Annotated in this window: 15 protein-coding genes and 2 pseudogenes; 9 read left to right on the top strand and 8 right to left on the bottom strand. The window is 43.8% G+C overall.

The window, feature by feature from the left end; translation table 11 throughout:
* Positions 1-50 precede the first annotated feature (50 nt).
* Positions 51-935, top strand: coding sequence for a LysR family transcriptional regulator (locus AB6D58_RS05340; protein ID WP_017059087.1), 885 nt, complete (start codon positions 51-53; stop codon positions 933-935).
* Here the strand turns inward: AB6D58_RS05340 and AB6D58_RS05335 are convergent.
* Together AB6D58_RS05335 and AB6D58_RS05330 are read right to left on the bottom strand one after the other, a co-directional pair.
* Positions 932-1,954: a DUF2955 domain-containing protein gene (locus AB6D58_RS05335; RefSeq protein ID WP_372156636.1), complete on the bottom strand. Its 1,023-nt coding sequence runs from the start codon at positions 1,952-1,954 to the stop codon at positions 932-934. The genes AB6D58_RS05340 and AB6D58_RS05335 overlap by 4 nt on opposite strands.
* Positions 1,955-1,966: 12 nt before the next feature.
* Positions 1,967-3,016: pseudogene (locus AB6D58_RS05330) on the bottom strand (HlyD family secretion protein).
* 406 nt (positions 3,017-3,422) lie between these two features.
* On the opposite strand from AB6D58_RS05330, the gene AB6D58_RS05325 reads away from it, so the two are divergent.
* Positions 3,423-3,665, top strand: a complete 243-nt coding sequence (locus AB6D58_RS05325) for a hypothetical protein (RefSeq protein WP_017068564.1) — start codon at positions 3,423-3,425, stop codon at positions 3,663-3,665.
* A 116-nt stretch (positions 3,666-3,781) separates the two neighbouring features.
* Here the strand turns inward: AB6D58_RS05325 and AB6D58_RS05320 are convergent, their stop codons facing one another.
* The gene (locus AB6D58_RS05320) at positions 3,782-5,593 is read right to left on the bottom strand and encodes a PLP-dependent transferase (RefSeq protein ID WP_372156634.1); all 1,812 of its coding nucleotides are present in this window, start codon (positions 5,591-5,593) and stop codon (positions 3,782-3,784) included.
* A gap of 142 nt (positions 5,594-5,735) precedes the next feature.
* On the opposite strand from AB6D58_RS05320, the gene AB6D58_RS05315 reads away from it, so the two are divergent.
* The 4 genes from AB6D58_RS05315 to AB6D58_RS05300 all read left to right on the top strand — a co-directional run bounded on the left by AB6D58_RS05315 (position 5,736) and on the right by AB6D58_RS05300 (position 9,432).
* Positions 5,736-6,191, top strand: coding sequence for an Lrp/AsnC family transcriptional regulator (locus AB6D58_RS05315; RefSeq protein ID WP_012604166.1), 456 nt, complete (start codon positions 5,736-5,738; stop codon positions 6,189-6,191).
* 319 nt (positions 6,192-6,510) lie between these two features.
* Entirely contained in the window at positions 6,511-7,419 is a 909-nt protein-coding gene (locus tag AB6D58_RS05310) for a dienelactone hydrolase family protein (RefSeq protein ID WP_372156632.1), read from the top strand.
* A gap of 331 nt (positions 7,420-7,750) precedes the next feature.
* Positions 7,751-8,554 (top strand): MetQ/NlpA family ABC transporter substrate-binding protein, encoded by an 804-nt coding sequence (locus tag AB6D58_RS05305; RefSeq protein WP_017059075.1) that lies wholly within the window; start codon positions 7,751-7,753, stop codon positions 8,552-8,554.
* 197 nt (positions 8,555-8,751) lie between these two features.
* Entirely contained in the window at positions 8,752-9,432 is a 681-nt protein-coding gene (locus AB6D58_RS05300; protein WP_017065459.1) for a haloacid dehalogenase type II, read from the top strand.
* A gap of 184 nt (positions 9,433-9,616) precedes the next feature.
* Here the strand turns inward: AB6D58_RS05300 and AB6D58_RS05295 are convergent, their stop codons facing one another.
* The 3 genes from AB6D58_RS05295 to AB6D58_RS05285 form a co-directional block, all read right to left on the bottom strand.
* Complete coding sequence (locus AB6D58_RS05295) at positions 9,617-9,985, bottom strand: hypothetical protein (protein WP_065583528.1); 369 nt, start codon at positions 9,983-9,985, stop codon at positions 9,617-9,619.
* Positions 9,986-10,000: 15 nt separating this feature from the next.
* Positions 10,001-10,873, bottom strand: a complete 873-nt coding sequence (locus AB6D58_RS05290; protein WP_065583529.1) for a patatin-like phospholipase family protein — start codon at positions 10,871-10,873, stop codon at positions 10,001-10,003.
* 83 nt (positions 10,874-10,956) lie between these two features.
* Positions 10,957-11,295 (bottom strand): hypothetical protein, encoded by a 339-nt coding sequence (locus AB6D58_RS05285; RefSeq protein WP_017059071.1) that lies wholly within the window; start codon positions 11,293-11,295, stop codon positions 10,957-10,959.
* A gap of 317 nt (positions 11,296-11,612) precedes the next feature.
* Here AB6D58_RS05285 and AB6D58_RS05280 point away from each other — a divergent pair, with 317 nt between their 5' ends.
* Together AB6D58_RS05280 and AB6D58_RS05275 are read left to right on the top strand one after the other, a co-directional pair.
* Positions 11,613-13,121, top strand: coding sequence for a DUF3360 domain-containing protein (locus AB6D58_RS05280; RefSeq protein ID WP_372156630.1), 1,509 nt, complete (start codon positions 11,613-11,615; stop codon positions 13,119-13,121).
* Positions 13,122-13,181: 60 nt separating this feature from the next.
* Entirely contained in the window at positions 13,182-13,745 is a 564-nt protein-coding gene (locus tag AB6D58_RS05275) for a hypothetical protein (RefSeq protein ID WP_050645430.1), read from the top strand.
* 202 nt (positions 13,746-13,947) lie between these two features.
* On the opposite strand, the gene AB6D58_RS05270 is transcribed toward AB6D58_RS05275, so the two are convergent.
* Positions 13,948-14,874 carry a hypothetical protein gene (locus AB6D58_RS05270; protein ID WP_372156628.1) on the bottom strand — a complete coding sequence of 309 codons (927 nt, stop codon included), beginning with the start codon at positions 14,872-14,874 and terminating at the stop codon, positions 13,948-13,950.
* 552 nt (positions 14,875-15,426) lie between these two features.
* Positions 15,427-15,513 (bottom strand): annotated as a pseudogene (locus tag AB6D58_RS05265) (alpha/beta fold hydrolase); the annotation flags it as partial.
* A gap of 165 nt (positions 15,514-15,678) precedes the next feature.
* Here AB6D58_RS05265 and AB6D58_RS05260 point away from each other — a divergent pair.
* Complete coding sequence (locus AB6D58_RS05260) at positions 15,679-16,632, top strand: hypothetical protein (RefSeq protein ID WP_372055771.1); 954 nt, start codon at positions 15,679-15,681, stop codon at positions 16,630-16,632.
* Positions 16,633-16,694 lie beyond the last annotated feature (62 nt).

Here is a 16,694-nt window from a genome sequence, read left to right as displayed (position 1 = left end):
GTGCTAAATTTTTGGTAAACTCACTAATTGAACACGTTGGATATGCGCAAATGCACAACATAAGATGGGATGACCTGCAATATGTTCTAACAGTGGCGAATGAAGGATCCCTGTCGGCCGCGGCAAGAGCACTTGGTGTAAACCACAGCACCGTTTTACGTCGTATTGACACCTTTGAGTATCGTCACAAATTACGAATTTTCCATAAACTTCCTACCGGATACAAACTAACGGTTGAAGGGCAAAAGCTTCTGGAGTCAGCTCTCGCTATCGAATCCACAGTAAGAGAATTGGAGCACAAGGTTTTTGGACAGGAATTGAAGCTAGAAGGTACGCTAAGAATAACGACGACCGATGCGTTATCTCGCCTCATTCTGGGTACTCATTTGGCTGCTTTTCATCGGCTTTATCCAAAAATTCAGTTAGAACTCAGCCTCACATCTCGTCAATTGGATATTTCACACCTAGATGCAGATATCGCGATTCGCCCGGCAAATGAGTTGCCAGCCCATTTAGTTGGGACCAAGTTAAGTAAAATTGCCTTTGGTGTTTACGGATCGCCAGAATATATAAATGGCCTCAAGAGTAAGCACCCCTTAAAGTCTGCATCTTGGTTAATGATGCATAGAGGCAGTGCTTCGCTACAGGTTTCTGAACTGATTTCGGAAGACAAAATTGTCATGAAAGCCGACTCTTTTGAGCCCCTGATCATCGCGGCTGAAAATCAGATGGGGTTAGCCTACTTACCCTGCTTTTTAGGTAACAGTAAGGGAACTCTGCAAAGAGTAGATATGGAAGTGATGCACCAAAATACAGACCTATGGATGATGACTCATAAAGATTTAGAAGATTCAGCCAAAGTAAAAGCATTTTTTAATTTTATGAAAGGCGCAATCAAATCAGACCATAATCGGTTGGCCGGATTTGATTATTAGCGAACGAGTGCCGGCTCTTCACCATTAGGCTTACGAACAAAATGACACAAAGCCCACAGCACAAACAAAGTCACAGTCAGCTCCCAAGCGCGTAGGAAGGTACTTTCCAACCCTAAATTGCTACTGGTCATGTACAACTGAATCGGCAGCATAGTCGCCAATAACGCATCGGCATGAATGTCTCTGGCTGAACCTTTCGCTTTGGCCATTGATGCGGTGATCATAAAGGCAAATAAACCCAACACTATGGTGTAGTAACCGAATGTAGATTGATGCCCTGCCATCAACAAGGTGAACACCACGGCGAATGCACAGCCGCCCACTTGAGTTTGAAAACGGCGGTCAACCACGTCGATAAAGCTTTTGTGTGTGGTTTGGGTTGCAGCAGCAATCACTGGCACCATGCAGAACGTTGCAGAGATAATGTCGACAATCATCAAGAATGCCAAACCAAGACCAATCAACGCGAGTGAAATTGCTCTGCTCTCAAATGTGACAGGCTGTTCTTTAAATACAGGAGGCTTGTTTCCTTGCTCAACAGGGAACAGAACCACCATGGTTTTTGCTACTACCATGGTAATCAACATGGATACCAAAATTTCATGAATACGCATCGGCATATCCATGGTGGTATGCTGAGCAAACACCACAATCAAAATCCAGTTGAAGGTTGGCATCAACATTTTACCTTTCTTCGCTGGCGTAGTGGCTCGACGACGCATAAAGTCGAAGAAGAACAGGCTGATGGTCCACACCACAAACGGATGCTGTGAAAATACCTCAGTCACCACCAACGCTGTACTTGCTGCCAATAAAGTGGGTGCCAAGGTACGGATCAGACCAAGCCAAGAGTAATCTTTATTCTTGGTCATGATGATGGTTGGATACAACGCCAGATAAACGGGAGAGTCTAGGTTTAGTAGCTTTCCCAACACCATACAAATCGTCACAGTAAGTGCGACACGCAGCGCTTCATTACGTTGAGAATGACCCTGTGCGGTGTTTTCAAATGTCCACATCGTCATCTCCTACTAGTAGATGTAGCGAAATGTTGAAACCAAGTGAATCCAAGCAGAGCCAATAACGTGCATTATTGGGTTACCGCTTTCAACAATCACACTCGCTCGTGAACCTGAGATCATCGAAGGATCCAGTTCGTTAACTGTAATGCGGGTACGTACTTTCTGTTGCTCACGGATCCAACGCGTATCATTAGTCACGCTAGACAGCTTGCCATTGGCATTATTGGTGTCGTAAATCGCACGCTCTTGACTACTCACTTCACCCGTAAAGACTTTGCCCGGTAGCGCATCAAAAGAGACCAAAACTTCGCGGCCATTAGTTAGCTTATCAATGCCTTTCTCATTGAAGTCCGCACTGATCCACGCATGAGCTTCGTCCACCAGCAGCAATTATGAAGTACCTTGAGTGATATAGCTGCCCGATTGCAATTGTAAGTTGGTCACGACACCTTCCGTTTGCGCGACGACTTGAGTGTGGCCTAAATCCAGTTCCGCACTGGCAAGTTTTGCTTCTGCTAATTCAATGGCCGCTGTGCGGTCTTGGGTAGATAGCTCTACTTCAATACGTTTCACTTCCGCGTTCGCAGCTTCAACCGCACTACTCGCAACTTGTGTATTGGTGATTGCGTCATCAAGGTCTTGTTCCGTCGCGAGCCCTTTGTTACGCAGTTTTTGGTTACGTGCTAGTTTCTGTTTCGCGTTTTGATATTCAAACTCTCGTTGGCTTTGTGTTTGTTTCGCTGCTGCTAATTGCTGCCATTTCGCCGAGTCAGAGTCACGCGCTTGATGCAGTTCGGCTTTCGCTTGTGCCACTTTCAATTGGTAGCTACTGGCATCGATAGCAAATAATGGCTGACCTTTTTCAACCAACTCGCCATTACTAACCATGACGTCGGTAATTACGCGGGACACTTCTGGCGCAATGGTCGCTACGTTACGATACAAAGTCGCTTGAGTGGTGAAGGGGGAAACATTATCTGAGGTGACTAAAAAAGCGGAGAACAATGCTGCCGCTGAAAAAACAGTGTAAATCGCGTATCTATAAAAGTTTTCGTTCATGCTTGTACCTAGTTTTCATTCGTTATAAAGCGCCGCGCTCACGGCTTATTCGATTCTCTTTTCTACGAAAACTAGGTTATAACCATTCACAAATGGAAAACAGAGCCAATAAAATAAGTGAGGATTCCACATTTGGAAAGGTTGATGATTTGTACCGATTTCGCTCAATGGTTGAACGAAAAGGTCAGATAAGGGTGTATTGAAACGTTCGTATTCAGTTCCTCCCCTTTCCTTCCCAGCGTTCAATAAGAGATTGAAGAAGTAAGACCACCCGACTTCATTCCATTGGATTGCTTAATTTTCGCTAGCTTCTTATGGTTAAAATGCCTATTGTACAAACCATAAAATTATAAAGACTCGCGGCCTTTGCCACAGAGACTCTCCATTTAAAGCGAAAAGACTTACTATGAATTTTGATATCAATGCACTGAAACACCACCAACTGGTCGAAGATGGTCAATTAGAAGGGTGTTACATTCATCAGCCTGTGCAAGGCAGTCAACCAGATGACAAAGCCGTTTTAGAAGAGCGTCAAGCGCTAGAAAGCCGAGGATATAAGGTGGTTCAGGTTAAAGCGAAAGGCGGAACAACTACGTTTGCCGAAGCTATGCAAGAGCTTGCGAAAAAGACAGGCCACCAGCCAAAATAGTAAGTGACTTGGTAAACCAATATGATCATCGAGAAAGCACCCTACCGACTATTGAGTCAGCTGGGTGCTTTTTTATTGACGGCCTTTAACTGACTAATCTTGTTAACTGACCTAAGTTACTGACTCAGCTGACTGAACTTCGGCAAGCTTTTCACAAACTTCTGGTGTACATCCATATAAGTTTGCATATAGATTTCATCGATATTGTCACCACTCGGGAAGCTGGATGAGAAATCTACGTGGTTGCGGTCAATCGACAATTTAGCCGCCTCGACAATATGAGCAATGAACATTCGAGGATCTTCCAAGCCGATAGAGATACGCATTGTGGTCGGTTTGATACCGGCTTCATTGAGCGCTTCATCACTGAGTTCTGAGTGCGTAGTCAGTGCTGGACACAGCGCCACTGTATTGGTTTGCCCTAAACTTACTTGCATGCCGATAGCGGGCTCAAGCATGTCGAAGAACTGTTTGAAGCCATCTCGATTGATTGGCGCACGGTCGCCATTGCCTTCCATATCGATAGTGAAAAGCGCCGCTGGTAGCCCCAAGTACATGTTGTTCTGGCAGTGTTCATAGTTATCACTATCTGGCAAAGCAGGACACGACACATTGATGTCTGGGTGAGCATCAAAGATCTTCGCGAGAGTCAGTGTATTAATCGTTTTTTGCACCACTCGCATCTCATACGTTTTCATACCATTGAGCACTTCAAACGCTTTATCTGCATCTAGGAATGCACCCTTAATGTAGTACACATTCCAAAACAGCGTTTCGTTCCATAGGATTTTGGCCTCATCACCGTTGGGCTTGGTGAAAGTGACCTCCTCTCCTTTTGGCACAAACATAGTCTCATTGTGACCAATCACAACCCCAGCAGTTGTGGTGCCAGAACCCGCCAGTTCTTTGGTGTAGGAGTGAATCACATAATCTGGTCTTTCCATCACATCGTCACGTTTTAGTACTGGGTGCAACAATGGTGTACCCACTGTTGAGTCAACAATCACATCCCAACCACGAGAGTGACCAGCTTTACTGATGCTAGCAACATCCAACACGTATCCATGCGGGTTACACGGTGACTCTAGGTAAACGTAGATTTTCTTACCTGCAGCGATGCGATCTGCGTATTTATCAGCAACCTCATCAAGGCGCGTCGCAAACTCATCACCGGAGTAACCATCCACCCACTCTACCGCGACATTCAGATTAGAAGGTTTTCCAAACCAATCTTCCAACAGCTGGTAAGAACCACCGTAGATATTGCGTGAAGCCAAAACAATGTCTTCATGCCCGAGCAAGTGGCTCAACAACCCATCAATAGCCGCCATACCCGAGTTAAAGTTCCATGCGAGGTATTCGTTGGCTCTAGAGCCTGCCTCGATATCAACCATATGGTTAGCCAGTGAAATCGATGTAGGGTTAAGCAGTCGAGAATATATATCGTGCAACGGCTCTTTACCGTTAAACGCATCTTCAATCCATTCTGTACACGCAAACAAATAGGTCGCGGTACGTGTAATCACAGGGCTTGCAGAAAATATAGCAGCGACATTATCGAAAATTGGATACGCACCTTTAGACGCAAAATTACCATTATTGGTGGCAATAGACTGGTAAGTGGCGCGCATTGGGTTTTGCAGATTATCGAGGATCTTAGCGATCTGGAATGACAAAAAACGTTTGGCGTTAAACCAAGCGATTCGGTCACTTTTATCGAGCTCTGAAAGTCCATCAACCGTCAATGCCCAAAGATCGTGTGTCTTGGTATTGGCTTGGTACAGTGTCGTCGCCAGTTCAATCAGCGTGATGCCGTAATCGCTATTTGGGTCGATACCAAAATGCTTTGCTTGCTCAACGGCAAGAGCTTCTGCTTGTTCGTGTTTGGTGGTTTTACGCAGCGGGCTAAGTTGAGTTGAAGTATTCATAATTCCTAAGTCATTCCATGCTTGTTGTTCCTTCTTTAATTTTAGTTTTGGGCAGATGTTAAAAATTGCTATTTGCGAAGTAAGACATACACTTTGAGCAATAATATTGCCAAACTAAATTCAATATTGATGGATTATGCCAATGGACGAGATCGACAAGAAAATACTGGCTGAACTGCAGAGCAACGCTCGGCTCACCAATCAAGAGTTGGCCGATCGAGTGGCGCTGTCGCCCTCTCCTTGCTTACGTCGAGTTCGAGCATTAGAGAAACAGGGGATTATTCGCGGCTATCACGCCAGTGTCGACCAAGAAGCATGTGGCTTACCTGTGAATGTGTTTGTGTTGGTGAAACTTGAAAAGCCGACAGAAGAGAACATGAGAGACTTTGAACAGCACATCGAAGTGATTGACGAGGTGTTAGAGTGCTTTCTAATGACGGGCAATCACGACTACCTATTGCATGTAGTCAGTGAATCACTCAAAAGCTACGAGCAGTTCATCCGTAAACAACTAACCCGCCTACCCAATATAGCTTCTATTGAATCCAGCTTCGCCTTCGGTCAGGTAAAAACAAAAACTAAATTGCCAGTGAGATAATTAGTAAGACTTAGTTAGGCGTAGCAAAAGGCATTGGATAATCATCTCTAATCATACATACAAGTGCGTCCCCCAAACCCCAATATTCATCCCCCCGCTACTTCGCGGACATAACCACTTACATCAACGTTGTGTTGAATCGCTTCGTAAAACAAACCAAAGAGATGGGAATCGATTCGAAGTGATCGTTTATCTGACTGTCATCTAATTTTTGTACTTTGATATAATAAATAGCTCAAAAGTTATTGAGCGATCGTTCAACTATATTGAAATTTCCACTATAGTTGATTGGTCAAACAACTCACAACAAGGAAAAGTTATGAATCAAAATACCGAATCTCAATCAACGCCGACTCGATCTATCCCTCAAGAAGCATTTGATTGGTACGACGAATATGCACACGGCCTGATTGATCGCAGAGAGTTTATGGCTCGTCTATCTTGGCTAGCTGTACTTGGCTTAACCATGACGACGCTAACTTCTGCACTGATTCCTAATTATGCGCAGGCAGAGCAAGTCTCTTTCAATGACCCTTCCATCAAAGCAACCTACGAGAAGTTTCCTTCACCTAAAGGACACGGCGAAGGCTATGGTTACTTGGTTGTACCCAAAGAGTTAGAGGGCAATGCGCCTGTTGTATTGGTCATTCATGAAAATAGAGGCCTCAATCCATACATAAAGGATGTGGCAAGACGACTCGCAGCGGCGGGGTTTATTGCGTTTGCACCTGATGCACTCTATTCGCTTGGCGGGTATCCAGGTAATGATGATGAAGGTCGAACGATGCAGAAGTCGCTATCAAAAGAGAAAATCGAAGAAGACTTTATCGCAGCGGCAAACTTCTTGAAGTCCCATGAAAAAAGTAACGGTAAGCTAGGCGCAGTCGGTTTCTGCTTCGGTGGCTATATCGTGAATATGTTGGCCGCTGTCATGCCAGAGCAACTCGATGCAGGCGTTCCATTTTATGGTACTCCTGCCGCACCAGATTTAAGAAAAAATGTAAAAGGCCCCTTGCTCATCCAATTTGCGGGAATCGATAAACGCGTGAATGCGACTTGGCCAGATTATGAAGCCGAACTCAAAGAGAACGAAGCAGACTACACAGCTTACATCTATGACGGCGTGAACCATGGCTTCCATAACGATTCAACTGGCCGCTATGCTGAAGAAGAAGCAGAGTTAGCTTGGAAACGTACACTTGAGTTCTTTAACCAAAAGCTTTCTTAATAGTTAGCTTTACTGAACCCGTTTTCTTTAGATTCCGAGTGACTGCCCTATTCCCTACAAAACCCAAAAGACCTCGCACTCGCGAGGCCTTTGTTGGTCGGTAATCAGTTCCTCCCTTTTCCCATTACCAACAATAGGTTTGAGATGTAAACCAAGGGGGTTAGAAGGGGATTGTCGGTCGAGTCTCACGTACAGAAGCCTCGTTGATTCACTGACTTAACCGCTCATCAATGTAACTTCGCTTCAAACAAACCTATTGACCCGATCGCGCAAATAGATAATATAGATAGCTAGACGTCTACATGTCTTTTATTTATTAAATGGAGTTATCATGAACAGCTACAAAAAAATCACAGCATCCCTGTTGGCATTAGCTTTCGTATTCGGTGTAACAGGATGTGGAAAAAAAGACGAGGCTGTCATCAAGATTGGGGCGACAGTTGGCCCACATGCACAAGTTGTACAAGCTGTTGCCAAAGAAGCAGCAAAGCAAGGGATAAACATTGAACTCGTCGAGTTCTCAGACTATATCACCCCTAACGCAGCATTAGATGATGGAAGTATCCAACTGAACAGTTACCAGCATCAGCCATTCCTCGATAACTTTAATGCCAATCACGATAGCCAGTTAGTTTCTATCGGACGTTCAATTTTGATGCGTATGGGCGTTTACTCGAACAAGTACACTTCGCTTGATTCTATTCCCGAAAACGCTCGAATCGCGATTCCAAACGATCCAACGAATGGCGGGCGTGGACTATTACTGCTTGAAGATGCAGGGCTGATCTCATTAAAAGACAACGCTGGTTTCAACGCGTCTTTAAACGATATTGTTAGCAACCCGAAGAACATTCGATTTGTTGAAGTGGATGCCGCGCAGCTACCCCGCTCTCTTGACGATGTAGATGCTGCTGCAATCACCATGAACTATGTAATGTCGGCTGGACTCGACCCTAAGAAACAAGGCATTTACTTAGAGAAAAAAGACGCACCTTTAGCAGTGATGGTTGTTGCGGCTCGAGAAGAAGACAAAAATAATGAAACGTATAAAAAGATTATCTCAATTTACCACTCACAAGAGATCAATGACTTTTTAGACAGCACTTTCAAAGGCACCATCGAAGCCGCAAATTAAGCTAAATCGTTTCAGATTTGGCGTTGCATGATACTCATAAAGCAACGCCAGATTTGAGTTGGCGGGTTGTCGTTGACGCATTCCAGCTTCTTTTCAAATTAGAGAGCAAAGCTTTAGTTACTTGAATGGAGGTTGAAAACCATATCGTCAGAGCAGATTATGTAAGCATAAAATTCAATTAAATCTGGGGGCTTTGCATGAAAAAAGAAGTGATACTTTTTGATATAAACGAAACGGTTTTAAATTTGGAGTCATTACAGCCTAAATTTAAAGCGGTGTTTGGAAAGGAGGATGCATTATCACTTTGGTTTTCAAAGCTTTTACACTCTTCAACGGTTTGCATCGCAACAAACGTAAAATCTACTTTTTCTGAATTAGCGAATGCAGCGCTCAACGCTATTGCACAACGGTACAAGTGTGATTTAACGGCGGAAAGCAAAGGTGCCTTGTTAACTTCTTTTGCCAATCTACCACCGCACACAGATATCAAAGCGTCTTTGCTCAAATTGCGCGAGAACGGGTTTAAAACCGTCGCTTTTTCCAACTCATCCCTCGATCTCATCACTTCTCAAATCAAGAACTCAGGCTTAGAAGATTATTTCGACACCGTCATTTCCGTTGAAGAAACAGGCAGTTTCAAACCCAATTCAGATGTGTATAACTTTGCAGCCGAAACTTTAAAAGAGCCTGTCGAAAACCTTCGTCTTGTCGCTACTCATGATTGGGACACTCATGGTGCGCTATCCGCTGGCTTACAAGCAGCCTATATAGACCGAACAGGAGTTGAGTATCATTCCTTGTATTTGAAACCGGAGATTAGCTCAAGGACGATGAATGGTGTGGTGGAACAAATAATTAAGCACAATTTAGACAAGTAAAATCTCAAGAGACTTTTCTACTCCTGATTCGATACAACCACCCTGTAGTGGTCAACAAATTCCGGACACTGACTTAACCGCTTTGATCAACCTTGTGTTGAACTGCTCTGGTTATAGAGACGCTGTCGGTTACCTAAAAACTGCAGTTACCTAGCAACAAATATAAGCTAGCAACAAATATAAGCTAGAAACTACTGTAAGAATGAGGAACGCGTTTGTCTTCATCCCAGCCTAATAGCTCAATATTGATCAATGACTTGCGCTGCTCATTACACAGTGAAGCGATATTGATGATAGGCAGTTGGCTACGAAACTGCGCTGTAAGGATGACCTTTTTACTTTCGTTAAGGCTGCTTCTGCATTGCGACAAAATCGCTTCAGTATCTAGTTGGTGTGCGTTCTCGATAATTTGGATATCAGCATTCTCTTGATAGCAATCTATCAACCAAGATACAGCAGGCTCTTCTATGCTGGTGAGCACGATGACATCTTTTGTTGTGACCAATTCTTTGAGTTCAGATAGTTTGAGTTCAGTTTCCATAAATACCCTCATTCAGCTGAAAATACATTAAAGTCGGTTGCCCAGTTTAGCCTGTGCCAAATGGTAACCTCTGTCTATCATCTCTTGTGAGCGATCGAACTCTAAGGTGCCACAAGCATTACGTGGGATCTCAAGCGTAATATCGGCGGGATAAGCGGCCAGCTTCTGGCGAGCAATGGTCGATTGCATCGCATCAAACGCTTGGTTGGCAATATCGTAAAAAGCAAAATTGAAGCTCATTTTACTTTTTACACTGTTACCGAGATTATCGATAAAGTGAACAACCTTCTCATGCAGGTTACTCTCTTTTGTTGGTAGGGAAACCGGTATCACTTCCTGTTGAAGCATTTCGGGTTCACCACCTAAGTTCACAGCCAGAGTAAAGTCTGTCTTATCACTAAAGGTAGGCGCAATCGGTACGGGATTGAGCACTCCGCCATCAATCAGCACTTCACCATTAATGACATGTGGAGTGAAGAACAGTGGCAAAGAGATGGAGGCGCGAATGGCATCAAACAGAGAACCGGATTGCAGCCAAACCTCTTTTTCTTCGGCGACGTTGGCAGCAACTGCGGTATAAGGGATAGGCAGATCTTCAATTGAAATCTCGCCGATCAGCCCACGCAGTGTGTCGATGATCTTGTCCCCTTTGAACATACCACTCGACTGCCATGAAAAGTCCAACAACATCGCCATATCACCTTGATCGATACTGGTGACCCACTCTTCAAATTCATCCAACTTGCCCGCAGCGTAGACACCACCGATAAGTGCGCCAATTGAACAGCCAGAAATGGATTTTATCTGATAGCCATGCTCAATTAACCAGCGGATGACTCCAACGTGAACCAAGCCTCTTGCGCCACCACTGCCAAGTACCAATGAGATCGTTTTTGCCATCATATTAATCCTTTAGTTTTAAATTCTAGGTGGGCTAACTCGCCGATTTACCAATTCGCCGATCTCAACTCACTGAATCACTCTCAGTCCATACGGGTAATGAAGGTTTGCTCGTCATCGACAAAAGCCACGTAGTCGCCGTGATAGATAAAAACCCGACCACGCCCTTCAACGATACACGCAAGCTGTGGGTTCAAATCTTCTTCAATATCTCTACTTTGAAAAGTGCCGGTATCGGTGATCACACCGCGGAGTTTAGGCAAAAATCCATAACTGCGTTTGGCTTGATCAATCAGGCTCAACTCGCTGGCGGTAGAAAAGCAAGCTGGGATTGGGCCTGCATCTTCGATAAACATAGTTTTCAGTTCTTCAAAGGCTGTAATTACCAGCCAGTCGATGCCATTTACGTGATGGATAAACATTGTTTATAAATACCTAGTTTCTCGATAACTCTAATGCGGAGATTCTATCACTATCAAGTGCAGAACGTGGGAGAAATTAAGGGACTACAAATAACCAGACACATACTATCTACAGGGTCTAATACTAGTCGTCCGACTCTACGACTAATGTCTAACCGACTGAGTCTATTTGTTTTTTTTGGTTTGGTATAAGGTACTAACAACTAAATGTTAATGGGTTTTTAATTATAAGTTGACGCATTGTTTACACTTCATGCCGTGAGTCAACAACGTTTGTTGGAATAACACACCTAAGAGTGTGAACGAAAGGAATCAAAATGAGCACTACTTTAGAGTCCGCACATATACAAACAGAGAAGCCTCAAGCCAATGAGGATGAACTCACCTATGAACAACAACATAAACCAAGCTCAGAGTTTGAATCCCGAGAACAGTATCTAGAACACGAATTGCAAATCATGTCGCCTAAGCGCTGGCGTCCAAATTTGCCGTTTAAAGATTATCGATTTGAGATAGAAGACACCATCCCAGCGATGGCGGCGACCATTGGTAAAGTGGTTATGGTGGGCGCGATTGCAGCCACCTTTGCTGGGGCTCTCGGATTAAATGAAGACTTCATTCTAGAAAACGTTCGTTATGAACTGCTCATCGCCTCTGTTTTCATTATTATTTTCTCTGGCTTTTTATTGCCGACTGCAAACCTCGCAGGGACCCACGGCCCACTTATCCCTTTGATTCCGATTGTGGTTGCAGCAGGTGGACACCCGATGGCGTTTGGCCTGTTGATTGGCGCTTTTGGCCTCATCTTAGCCATCAGTAAAGGTGGCAGCATGTTGGCCAACCTCACCAGTAAAGGCGTGTGTGGCGGCTTATTGCTCTACCTCGGCTTTGTTGGAACCGCCTCTCAAGTGAAAAAGCTTTTCGCTTGGGCTGAAGGAATCGGTATGAGCCACATCGCGTTTGTGGTGATCTTTTGCACCATTATCTTGTACGCGCTACTGGAACACTTACGCAAACGTTGGTTAGCAGTACCTCTTAGCTGCTTGTTGGGTGGTACGATTGCATTTGCCATGGGCGCCCCATTTGCTTTCCACACTGAGCCAGGCTTGCCCAACATGAACCCTATGTATTGGTGGGGAGAAAATACAGGTTGGATGCTAGGCCTACCGACGATTGAACACTTCATGGTGGTATTGCCGTTTGCGATTCTAGCCGTAGCGATGTGGTCACCGGATTTCTTAGGGCATCAAGTATTCCAAAAGATCAGCTACCCAGAACGTACCGAAAAAGTACACATGAACATCGACGACACCATGACCACGGCATCAATTCGTCAAACGTTCGGTTCTCTGCTTGGCGGTACTAACTTTACGTCTTCATGGGGGACTTATATCGTACCGGCTGCGATTGCTAAACGCCCTATTCCTGCCGGCGCTTTGCTCACGGCTCTGTTCTGTATTATCGCTGCTGTTTGGGGCTACCCGATGGATTTAGCTATCTGGCAACCTGTACTGTGTGTGGCGCTGATTGTTGGGGTATTTGTTCCATTGCTAGAAGCTGGAATGGAAATGACGCGTGAAGGAAAAACCACACAGTCGGCAGCGATTGTTGTGTTCTCTTCAGCGCTCGTTAACCCTGCATTTGGCTGGGCTCTCACCATGCTGTTAGATAACTTAGGCTTAGTCGGTTGTAAAGAACGTAGTAGTGAACTGAGTAAAATGAGCCGCTGGGTATTGCCTGGCATTATGTTTATTGTGCTAAGTGGTGTAATGGCATTGGTTGGCCTTCTACCGGGGATTCCAGCGATTATCCCAAGTTTTCGTTAATATCGATTTTTGGTCTAAACTCCTCAATGAACAACAGGATGATTTAATAAGGAAATAATCATGGGCAGTAAGATTCAAATAAAGCTAGAGAGACCACGGGTAGAGTTACTACTTGAGCGTTATAAAGAGCTGATTGGGGAAGATTATCTTGGCTATCGTAATCATGTTTATAGAACAATCACTTATGCAATGCACTTTCTAGATTATGATGAACAATTTGAAAAGTTAGTCGAAACCGCATTTGTCTATCATGATATTGGCCTGTGGACTGACCATGAACTCGCTTACCTTGAGCCATCAGAAGCAGTGGCATTAAATGACAATGAAAAGGAAAATTGGGGATTAGACCCTGATGCTCTAAAAGGCGCTATTCACTGGCATCACAAAATCACACCGTATAAAGGTCCACATGAAAAAGTTATAGAAGCTTGTCGAAAAGCGGACTGGATTGATGCATCAAAAGGAATGGTTAAAAAAGGGCTCCCTAAGTCCATGATTGCAGAAGTAGAACAAGCTTTCCCAAATCATGGATTTCATGACACTTTATTAAGATTAGCGAAAGACTACGGTGGTTCTACTTTAATTGGTGGCATTAAAGTGACTCGTGGCATCGTAAAGCTGTAATTTCGTAGTAATGGATAGGTTAGACTTCGTTATTTTTTTCTGAATCATGAGTACATTTAACCTCGCCATTTTTGTCCAATTCTGTGTTCACACCCCTACTTTTAATTCCCCCACAAACAACTAAGGCCTCGCACACGCGAGGCCTTGTTTTATCTAAGTTTCAATGAACGAGCACCGAAGCAATTTACGATGGTAAACCAAATCAACTCGAGAGCCATTCATCCAGTACTTTGATGAATTTAGGATTAATGAGATAACCGATGGAAGCATGTGGATTGCTTTTCCCGTTGCGAATATTGAGGTTATAAATCGGGTGGATATCTTTCATTCCACCGGGTATTAGATCCAGTTTGAGCATATCCTTGAAGTCATTTTTAATTTTGCTGTCATGAGAGATAAAATCATCTTCTGCCGATATGTTTATCCATTGCTGAATGTTTAACGGGTACTTCTTCTCATCTTTCAAGCGACTCCCCTTTAGCCTATCTTTTACGTTTTCATCGCCTAACGGGGACCCGAGCGTCAGCAATAAGTTGACCTTCTTGTCTGCACCATAGTCGTGTCTATACTCTCCGCAATGAGACAACTTCCATAACACGTCATAGCCGATCATCGACCCAAGGCTGTGCGATACGATCATCACATCATCCTGATTATCAAGCGCTTCCTTCAGTTCAACCATTAGCCTATGCCTAACATCGCTGCCGAAATAGGTATCTTCATACCAATAATGTGCCATGTCCGGCGCGACCTTCGTAATGAGTGTCTCAGCCACACCTAGCGTTCCAAATAGCGATGAAAAAGTATCTGCTAACGCCTCTTTTAGAAAACCAATTTTAGATACCTTTTTATACGTTGTTTTATTGAACTGGTTTGTTTTGTACTTTTTGAGTTCAGACAGAGCTTGCTGTCGACTTGCAGGATCTTCCGTTGGTTTCTCTAACAATGTGTTTGATAGCTCACCGTAATAGACAAACCGTTTATCGACATCTTTAAAAGCTTGTAATGAACTTGAGCCGATACAATCTCGCTGTAAGCCATGCTCTATAGCCTCGTACCAGAGTGCTTGAAGGGAAGCTTTATCGAGCTTTTGAGCGCGACCATGAATGAATATTATTTTCTTAGCCATAGCAGGACGTCCTAAACACATAGTTAAAGTGATTATCAGTAGAAAGCACCACTAGATTCGGTCAGCCCTTACTAATAACAGGGGTGCTAATTACGTATCTAGAGGTGGTTGATAGAGCATTTATATAACTATGAGGCCGTCGTTTAAGGACCATAAACGAGTGAACGATGCGATCATTGCTCACAAATTGAAATGAATGTAGCTAGCAAAACCTCCGACCAACAAAAAGGCCTCACACACGCGAGGCCTTAATTTTATCTATCAACGATTACCACTGTCCTTTAACAACTACCCTACTTCACTGACTTCACCGCTTTCATCAACGTTGTGGAATGGTTCTAGTAAGCCAAAGCCTCCCCCTCGAATGGAGTGACCCGATCTCTTGAGATATAAGAATGAGGGGGAGAACATTCTTTGTCGCTGAACATATAGCAGCACTTGTCACGATCGGTATTCAGTTCCTCCCCTTTATCGTTGCCAACAAGAGATTGGAGATGTAAACCAAGGGGAGGTTAGGAGGGGATTATCAGCCTATTCTCACGTGCAACAGCCCTACTTCACTGACTTAACCGCTTTCATCAACGTTGCGTTGAACTGCTTTGGTTGCTCAAGCATTGGGAAGTGGCCTGAGTCTTCAATTGTATTCGCTTTAGACCTTGCTCAATTTTCAATGACAACGTGCCAAGTCACATTTATGCCACGTGCTAAGTATCTATTTTCCATAGAATTATTTAATATTCAATAACTAAACAAATGGTTAATACCAAACAATTACATTGTTTATATAGTTAGTGGTTCTAGAAAATGAATAAAACGATACTCGCAGCATCAGTGGCTGCATTATTACTCACTGGTTGTACGGTGAGACACGATAGAGAAGCCATGGTGGACAACACCAAACAGGCATCAGAACTCGATATCTATCAGAATGACAATTACGAGCAATACAGCCAAGCAATGCAAATCATGTATGTTTACACAGAGCGTGAGCCGACTAAGCTAGGTAATGCCGATGTTCTGGCGAAAGATTACTACGATAAAGTAGCAATCAAAAACACGGTCAGTACCACCGCAACCGCAGCCATGTTAATTGGCAACCTGGCATCAAACCTCGATATAGCGACGTTCTTTTTGGGCACGCAAACAGCAGACAAACTTCCTTACGCCTTCAAACGTCAGCACAATATTGCTATCGAGCCTATTGGCGATGATGTCACTTACGACTCAATCTATCGCGAAGACTTAGATCGCTTAAAACAAATGATGAAGCAAAAATATCCGAATGCGGAAATTTTTGAGTTTGAGCAAGATTTTCTCAATGTTAGAAATACAAGTGTCAGCGCAATGGATATTACCAAACCAGAATGTGCCGAGTTTAGACAATCTGCCGAATTTACGCCTGATACCACTTTTGTTGAAGATGAATTAGACCACTGCTTTCTTTCGAAACGTAGGCCAGACTACTTCAAGAAAATTGTAGAAGGTGAGATTGATTTCATTGAGGGTGTACCACAAGCAAATCGTTACCTAGTGTATTCTGTTTCTGACGAAATGATGGCAACCAGCGAAAACCAACGCTACTTCTACCGCTATGTTCCTTACTTCGGTTGGATGGACTCAGCTAAACAAGAAACATACCAAGCTAACCCTGAAAAATTCAAGGCTGATGTAGAGGCAATGAATACATCGCCTTACCCATATCTTTATCGCTACTCGGATAACAAGGTATTACTCTTTAAGACAGATGCGACCATATAACCTTTTCAGGTTGAGGTACCCCAAGAAACAAAAAGGCCTCGCACACGCGAGGCCTTAGTTTT

The organism is Vibrio sp. 10N.239.312.D08 (assembly GCF_041466145.1).
Lineage (GTDB): Bacteria > Pseudomonadota > Gammaproteobacteria > Enterobacterales > Vibrionaceae > Vibrio > Vibrio crassostreae_C.
The sequence above is the reverse complement of the archived record's forward strand: the minus strand, read 5'-3'. Positions and strand labels throughout refer to the sequence as shown.

What these genes read in the sequence shown, in the direction of transcription:
- AB6D58_RS05340 (WP_017059087.1), top strand. Translation starts at nt 51, where the DNA reads ATGCACAACATAAGATGGGATGACCTGCAATATGTTCTAACAGTGGCG.
- AB6D58_RS05335 (WP_372156636.1), bottom strand. Translation starts at nt 1,954, where the DNA reads ATGTGGACATTTGAAAACACCGCACAGGGTCATTCTCAACGTAATGAA.
- AB6D58_RS05325 (WP_017068564.1), top strand. Translation starts at nt 3,423, where the DNA reads ATGAATTTTGATATCAATGCACTGAAACACCACCAACTGGTCGAAGAT.
- AB6D58_RS05320 (WP_372156634.1), bottom strand. Translation starts at nt 5,593, where the DNA reads ATGAATACTTCAACTCAACTTAGCCCGCTGCGTAAAACCACCAAACAC.
- AB6D58_RS05315 (WP_012604166.1), top strand. Translation starts at nt 5,736, where the DNA reads ATGGACGAGATCGACAAGAAAATACTGGCTGAACTGCAGAGCAACGCT.
- AB6D58_RS05310 (WP_372156632.1), top strand. Translation starts at nt 6,511, where the DNA reads ATGAATCAAAATACCGAATCTCAATCAACGCCGACTCGATCTATCCCT.
- AB6D58_RS05305 (WP_017059075.1), top strand. Translation starts at nt 7,751, where the DNA reads ATGAACAGCTACAAAAAAATCACAGCATCCCTGTTGGCATTAGCTTTC.
- AB6D58_RS05300 (WP_017065459.1), top strand. Translation starts at nt 8,752, where the DNA reads ATGAAAAAAGAAGTGATACTTTTTGATATAAACGAAACGGTTTTAAAT.
- AB6D58_RS05295 (WP_065583528.1), bottom strand. Translation starts at nt 9,985, where the DNA reads ATGAGGGTATTTATGGAAACTGAACTCAAACTATCTGAACTCAAAGAA.
- AB6D58_RS05290 (WP_065583529.1), bottom strand. Translation starts at nt 10,873, where the DNA reads ATGGCAAAAACGATCTCATTGGTACTTGGCAGTGGTGGCGCAAGAGGC.
- AB6D58_RS05285 (WP_017059071.1), bottom strand. Translation starts at nt 11,295, where the DNA reads ATGTTTATCCATCACGTAAATGGCATCGACTGGCTGGTAATTACAGCC.
- AB6D58_RS05280 (WP_372156630.1), top strand. Translation starts at nt 11,613, where the DNA reads ATGAGCACTACTTTAGAGTCCGCACATATACAAACAGAGAAGCCTCAA.
- AB6D58_RS05275 (WP_050645430.1), top strand. Translation starts at nt 13,182, where the DNA reads ATGGGCAGTAAGATTCAAATAAAGCTAGAGAGACCACGGGTAGAGTTA.
- AB6D58_RS05270 (WP_372156628.1), bottom strand. Translation starts at nt 14,874, where the DNA reads ATGGCTAAGAAAATAATATTCATTCATGGTCGCGCTCAAAAGCTCGAT.
- AB6D58_RS05260 (WP_372055771.1), top strand. Translation starts at nt 15,679, where the DNA reads ATGAATAAAACGATACTCGCAGCATCAGTGGCTGCATTATTACTCACT.